4 protein-coding genes are annotated in these 6,132 nt (G+C 49.0%); 2 read left to right on the top strand and 2 right to left on the bottom strand.

The window, feature by feature from the left end; translation table 11 throughout:
- Positions 1–49 precede the first annotated feature (49 nt).
- Both ACKPVM_RS18255 and loiP read right to left on the bottom strand, forming a co-directional pair.
- Positions 50–586 carry a helix-turn-helix transcriptional regulator gene (locus ACKPVM_RS18255; RefSeq protein ID WP_409311228.1) on the bottom strand — a complete coding sequence of 179 codons (537 nt, stop codon included), beginning with the start codon at positions 584–586 and terminating at the stop codon, positions 50–52.
- Positions 587–1,677: 1,091 nt separating this feature from the next.
- Positions 1,678–2,445, bottom strand: coding sequence for a metalloprotease LoiP (loiP, locus tag ACKPVM_RS18260; RefSeq protein WP_409311196.1), 768 nt, complete (start codon positions 2,443–2,445; stop codon positions 1,678–1,680).
- A 374-nt stretch (positions 2,446–2,819) separates the two neighbouring features.
- On the opposite strand from loiP, the gene tkt reads away from it, so the two are divergent.
- Positions 2,820–4,814 (top strand): transketolase, encoded by a 1,995-nt coding sequence (gene tkt, locus ACKPVM_RS18265; RefSeq protein ID WP_409311197.1) that lies wholly within the window; start codon positions 2,820–2,822, stop codon positions 4,812–4,814.
- Between the two features lie 120 nt (positions 4,815–4,934).
- Entirely contained in the window at positions 4,935–5,939 is a 1,005-nt protein-coding gene (locus tag ACKPVM_RS18270) for an IS110 family RNA-guided transposase (RefSeq protein WP_409311229.1), read from the top strand.
- Positions 5,940–6,132: the final 193 nt, after the last annotated feature.

A 6,132-nucleotide genomic window follows, 5' to 3' on the forward strand; every position in this document is an offset into this window, starting at 1 on the left:
GAAAAGGGGATGAACTTTGACGCTCATCCCCTTTCTTCATGAATCTGAGTCAGATATAAAACCCTTGGATATCATGATGGTGAGAAGGGTCGGTTATCCCTTCTATTGCGTTGTCTCTGAAGAGAATCTTTGCAATAAGGAGCAACGAGTTTTTATCCTGAACACCGTATTTATTCAGTAGTCTTGATTTACTGTTCAAGATAGATTTTTTATTTAATCCAATGAGTTCAGCGATCGAATCGACCGTATAACCGGCGCACCAATACTGGAAAACAGCGTACTCGGATTTAGAGAGCCTGACAGGGCTAAATAGTTGTTTATCATGCTTATGCACTGCCTCAAGGCATGAATAGAAGTAATCTATTGGTGTTGATTTTGAAATAAGAATCGTTTTTTCATCAATGCATACCGGGAGATGGTAAGGCGAATTGTTAATGATAAGAAATGATGACGCTATTTTATAAAAATGCGTTCTTATTGATTCATAGTATTCCTCAAATCCTTCGCTGCTGCCATCAATGATAAAAATACACTTTTTCTTCCCTTGCTGGAGAGTAAATCTATTAACCGGTTTTACAGATAGCATCGGCGTGCTAGATAGCACTTCGCGTAAGCCTACCGTTGTAAAATGACATTTACTGAAAATTCTCACGTCCATGATTTTTAACACATATGAGTTTATTTTTAAGAAAGCACACAAACCAATAATGGTTACCAATGTTGCTCCATGCTACTCAATCATTAAGAATGAGTAACGCTACACTGCGTGTAAGTGTTTATACCCGTCATACATCAAATTGCTGGTACGTTGGCTGTGAGACTCAACATACTTATGAGTGTCTTCCCCACTGAGGCCGCTACAAACCGCGTTATCCAGGTCATCAGCACAAGTGTTTTTCAAACACGCTTTAGCGTTTTCGTCCTGCAACTCGAATTGTTTAGGGTATAGATATCTGGAGATGATAGCTGGTACGGCAATATGCCTGGCTTATACCCGTCATACGTCAAGTGTGTGCCCGTTACCCCTTAGAGCAACTGCTCGCCGCGTTTAAACCGGCTCCCGGCAGATTTATCATCCGAATTTCTTCGCGGTTAACGGCAAACGCTATTCAAAAGCGCCTTGGCGTTTTTGTTCTGTCACTCGGATTATTTAGGGTATAGAGAGTGTTGCAAGCAGCATTCAAATCTGCTCCAGACAGATTTGCTAAACGAATGGTTTACTTGGGTAAACGATTCGAAATTCATACGGTTACCGCGCGGCGAGGTCAATGAGTCAGTTTTTCCCATCAGCCTTGTCGGGTATATCCATATGATCATATTAAGAAAATAATTCCTTCTAACGTGAGTATAGTATGCTTGATTTGTAGAACCATTTCTATCTTTAAAATACAAGGGGGAATTGGGGGAAATTAAAGCGCAAAAAATTATTTTTTAATATAGATTAAACCTATCAATTATTTATTTATTGATTTCATAAAACGATTGAATGTGGTGGTTATCTTTGTCTTTGAAAAAGAGGGCTGGATATACAGAATAGTGCAATCAATGAGGTTGCGGTGTAAAGGTTATGCCAGCATTCACGACATGTTCTAAACCACATTGGCACCCAAACGTATTCGAATGCCAATGTGATGATGTAATAGGCTTTACAAATTAATTATGATGGGCCTAATGGCATTACTTTCCTGCTGCAATACGTTCACGAATGTGTTTGGCACGTCCTTCAGATGAAGGGTGTGAATCGAACATGCTACTTTGACGACCAGCATCTAATTTGGCTAATTTCTCAAAACTGGTAGCCAGACCTTCAAGTTTTACGCCACGTTTTTTCAGGAGATCAAATGAGTAATCATCCGCCTGGCTTTCCTGAGATTGTGAAAATTGAGCGTTAAGTAGTGCTTCGCCCAAATCAGCAAGTTGAGACTGCGATAATGATGCGGCTGCGCCACCGGCAGATGCAACGGCAGTACGTGCGGCTGTGGCTGCATAAGCAACCTGCATCGCTTTACGCGAATGTCCTAACGCGACGTGACCCATTTCATGACCCAAAACCCCTTCAACTTCATTATCCGTCATCATATCCATCAGACCGCTGTAAACACGGATACAACCGTTCGCCATTGCCCAGGCATTGACATCTTTCGTCAGATAGACCTTATAGTTGGCTGGCGTACCGTTAATATCATGACCCAATGCATCAGCGATTTTATTCAAGCGTTTGGTATAAGGGCTATTGGCTGGGGCAATTTTCGCTTCTTTATCCATTTGCTCACAGGATTGATTGCTAAGAGTTTTTACCTGTTCGTCAGTGAGGGTAGCAGCCTGGAATGCCTGAGCGCCGGATTGCATTAATGCGCCAGTGTTAACCGTCTTACAGCCAGTCAGTAGCGTCGTGATACATAAAGCGAGTACAGAAGTCGTAATAATAGACGTACGAATTGTCATAACATCATCTCCCTACGATGATTAGTGATTACGTAAATATTCATCATTATATGAAACGGTGTGCCATAAAATAGCCGCATAAATCTAACTGAAAAATTTAAAGATAAGTAGATAAAAATTCTGATTTTTATTCTTTTATTTTTTTATCATTCAGTGCAGTCAGCGAAGTGTTCATTTCCTCATGGCGCGTTTAGCAAGATATGAAAGACCTGTGAATGATTAAATCCTCTTTTTTACTCGTTGTTCCATGTGCATTCACCCTGATTTTAATGTACATTTGTACTCATTCTGTCGTTAAGCTTTCTCGTTAATTTGTTGATTTATATATCATAATGTCTGGCAAGACATCTGTTCAATCCGATCTGGAGTAAAGCATGTCCTCTCGTAAAGAACTTGCCAATGCTATCCGTGCGCTGAGCATGGATGGTGTGCAAAAAGCGAAGTCCGGTCATCCGGGTGCACCGATGGGTATGGCGGATATCGCCGAAGTGCTGTGGCGCGATTACCTCAACCATAATCCGGCTAATCCCAACTGGGCCAACCGCGACCGCTTCGTGCTGTCCAACGGCCACGCCTCCATGCTGATTTACAGCCTGCTGCACCTTTCTGGCTACGACCTGCCGATTGAAGAACTGAAAAATTTCCGCCAACTGCACTCCAAAACCCCGGGTCACCCGGAATACGGCTACACCGCTGGCGTAGAAACCACCACCGGCCCGCTGGGTCAGGGGATTGCCAACGCAGTGGGTATGGCGATTGCCGAGCGCACGCTGGCGGCGCAGTTCAACCGTCCGGGCCACGAGATTGTCGACCATCACACCTACGCTTTCCTCGGCGATGGCTGCATGATGGAAGGGATTTCCCACGAAGTCTGCTCGCTGGCCGGCACCATGAAGCTCGGCAAGCTGACCGCGTTTTATGATGACAACGGTATCTCCATCGACGGCCACGTTGAAGGCTGGTTTACCGACGATACCGCGGCCCGCTTTGAAGCCTACGGCTGGCACGTGGTGCGTGGCGTGGACGGTCACGATGCGGACGCCATCAAACGCGCCATCGGCGAAGCGCAGCTTGTCACAGACAAACCATCGCTGCTGATGTGCAAAACCGTGATTGGCTTCGGTTCACCGAACAAGGCCGGTACGCATGACTCCCACGGCGCGCCGCTGGGTGATGCAGAAGTGGCGGCCTCCCGTGAACAACTGGGCTGGACGCACGCGCCGTTTGACATTCCTGCTGATATCTATGCGGCATGGGATGCCAAACCGGCTGGTCAGCGTAAGGAAGCGGCCTGGGACGAGGCGTTTGCCGCCTACGCCAGCGCCTACCCGGAACTGGCTGCCGAGTTCAAACGTCGCACCAGTGGTGAGCTGCCGGCCAGCTGGCAGGCGGACGCACAGAAATTTATCAACGATTTGCAGGCCAATCCGGCGAAAATCGCTAGCCGCAAAGCCTCACAGAACGCGCTGGAAGCCTACGGCAAACTGCTGCCGGAGTTCCTGGGCGGCTCTGCCGACCTGGCACCAAGCAACCTGACCATCTGGTCCGGCTCGGTCTCGTTGGATAAAGACCACGCAGGCAACTACATCCATTACGGCGTGCGCGAATTCGGCATGACGGCGATTGCCAACGGGATTGCGCTGCACGGCGGCTTTGTGCCGTATACCGCGACCTTCCTGATGTTTGTGGAATACGCGCGTAACGCCGTGCGTATGGCTGCACTGATGAAAATCCGCAGCATCTACGTCTACACCCACGACTCCATCGGTCTGGGCGAAGACGGCCCGACGCACCAGCCGGTTGAACAGCTGGCGAGCCTGCGTGTGACGCCGAACATGAGCAACTGGCGTCCGGCAGACCAGGTGGAAACGGCGGTGGCGTGGAAATACGCGATTGAGCGTCAGGACGGCCCGACGTCACTCATCCTGTCCCGTCAGAATCTGGCACAGCAGCCACGCACCGCCGAGCAGTTGGCGAACGTGGCGAAAGGCGGCTACGTGCTGAAAGACAGCGACGGCCAGCCGGAAGTGATCCTGATTGCCACCGGTTCAGAAGTCGAGCTGGCGGTTGGCGCCTATGACAAACTGACGGCGGCGGGCCGCAAGGTGCGCGTGGTGTCAATGCCGTCAACGGACGCATTCGACAAGCAGGATGCGGCCTACCGTGAAGCGGTGCTGCCGAAAGCAGTATCAGCGCGCGTGGCAATTGAAGCGGGTATCGCGGACTACTGGTTCAAGTACGTGGGCCTGAACGGCGCGATTGTCGGCATGACGAGCTTCGGCGAATCGGCTCCGGCTGAACTGTTGTTCGAAGAGTTCGGCTTCACCGTCGATAACGTGGTGGAAAAAGCGCAGGCATTATTGAAATAATCAACGCAGTATTCATCTTGATAGATAAAACCGTCAGCTAGCGCTGGCGGTTAATGAGATGGTCCCGACCACCCTGTAAGCGGTACGCTGACAGGGTGTTTCTTTATGGAGAAGACCATCATGCAAAACGTTACGCTTATTGGTATCGATCTCGGCAAGCATTCCTTCCACGTTCACTGTCAGGATAAATCAGGTAAAGCTCTGCTGCGTAAAAAATTCTCCCGTACCAAATTGATGGCGTTTTTAGCGGGATCGCCATCAGCAACTGTTGTGATGGAAGCCTGCGCCGGTGCTCATTTCATGGCTCGCCGGATTGCTGCTTTCGGGCACGATGCAAAGTTGATCTCTCCGCAATTTGTCCGCCCCTTTGTAAAAAGCAACAAGAACGATTTTGTCGATGCTGAAGCTATCTGCGAAGCGGCGTCTCGTCCCTCCATGCGATTTGTACAACCCCGAACCGAGGCACAACAAGCTACGCGAGCCCTGCATCGAGTCCGGGAGTCACTGGTCAGAGACAGGGTTAAAACAACCAATCAGATGCACGCTTTTTTACTGGAATTTGGCATCAGCATGCCAGTGGGTATTGCGGTGATCAGAAGGCTATCAGCTGTTCTAGCTGATAATGCGCTTCCGCCCTATCTGTCGCAGTTGCTGATGCGTTTGCATACACACTATCTCTACCTGACTGAACAGATCGCAGAGCTGGAGAGCGCGCTGGAGCAGGAGTTATGCCGCGATGAAACGGGGCAACGTCTGCAAACAATACCGGGTGTGGGGCCGATAACTGCCAGCGTTTTATCATCGCAACTGGGCGACGGTAAACAATATGGCAGCAGCCGGGATTTTGCTGCCTCAACCGGTCTGGTACCGCGCCAGTACAGCACAGGCGGCAGAAATACGCTTTTAGGGATAAGCAAACGCGGCGATAAAAACCTGCGACGGTTGCTGGTTCAGTGTGCCAGGGTATTCATTCAGAGAATCGACCATCAGTCAGGAAAGCTGGCTGAATGGGTAAAAACTCAGCTTGAGCGAAAGCATTCAAATGTTGTGGCCTGCGCATTGGCTAACAAATTAGCCCGGATAGCCTGGGCGATAACGACGCGGCAAACCGTGTTCGAAAGGTAGCGATAAGGCGATTTAACTGAACGGTTAATCGTGAATTAAAGCAGTTCCCAATCTGGTTTTGCGAAGACTGATTATTGATGACATGAACGGCGTATCGACCTGGTGAAAACCTAACAAAAAAAATGGCTCTCTGAAGCCGAGTAATGCCAGTCAGTTAAGCGACTGACTGGCAGTTTATCTACGGGCCTTACTG

Origin of the sequence: Pectobacterium hainanensis (assembly GCF_046237015.1) — a bacterium.
GTDB lineage: Bacteria > Pseudomonadota > Gammaproteobacteria > Enterobacterales > Enterobacteriaceae > JBJYIN01.

Excerpts from the sequence above, each read along its gene's own strand:
- ACKPVM_RS18255 (WP_409311228.1), bottom strand. The coding sequence starts at position 586 with ATGCTATCTGTAAAACCGGTTAATAGATTTACTCTCCAGCAAGGGAAG.
- ACKPVM_RS18270 (WP_409311229.1), top strand. The coding sequence starts at position 4,935 with ATGCAAAACGTTACGCTTATTGGTATCGATCTCGGCAAGCATTCCTTC.
- tkt (WP_409311197.1), top strand. The coding sequence starts at position 2,820 with ATGTCCTCTCGTAAAGAACTTGCCAATGCTATCCGTGCGCTGAGCATG.
- loiP (WP_409311196.1), bottom strand. The coding sequence starts at position 2,445 with ATGACAATTCGTACGTCTATTATTACGACTTCTGTACTCGCTTTATGT.